This is a genomic window from Falsihalocynthiibacter sp. BN13B15, from assembly GCF_041205415.1.
Lineage (GTDB): Bacteria > Pseudomonadota > Alphaproteobacteria > Rhodobacterales > Rhodobacteraceae > Falsihalocynthiibacter > Falsihalocynthiibacter arcticus.
The window spans coordinates 1-363 of sequence record NZ_JBGFCE010000103.1; the positions used below are offsets into that span (position 1 = coordinate 1).

The 363-nt window shown below is 49.9% G+C and carries 1 protein-coding gene; it reads right to left on the reverse strand.

Translation table 11 applies throughout. From position 1 onward, the window contains the following. Positions 1-34 precede the first annotated feature (34 nt). The coding region (locus tag AB9F26_RS22375; RefSeq protein ID WP_369769140.1) for a TRAP transporter large permease subunit at positions 35-363 on the reverse strand (329 nt) is incomplete at its 5' end.

Below are 363 nucleotides of genomic sequence, written 5' to 3' on the forward strand. Positions count from 1 at the left end.
TCTTCTCCTATTGAGTTGGGATTGAAGGGTTGGATTATTGAGCAAAACCGAGCATTCGGGGCAACCAAAGGGCCGCGTCTTCCCAGAAGGCAAAAGCAAAGAGGATGGCGATTTCCGCTATAAGAAACGGGAATAGTTTGATGGAAATACGTTCGATTTTTTCCCCTGTCACCGAAGACAGGACAAAGAGGCAGGCCCCAACTGGCGGTGTCATCAGCGATATATTCAGCGCCAAGATGAAAATGATACCTGCGTGGATCGGCTCTAGCCCGACCTGTTCGGTCAATGGCACCAAAACGGGAGCCAAAATGATGAGGATTGCGGTGATATCCATCACCATGCCGACGACCAAAAGGAGACAGA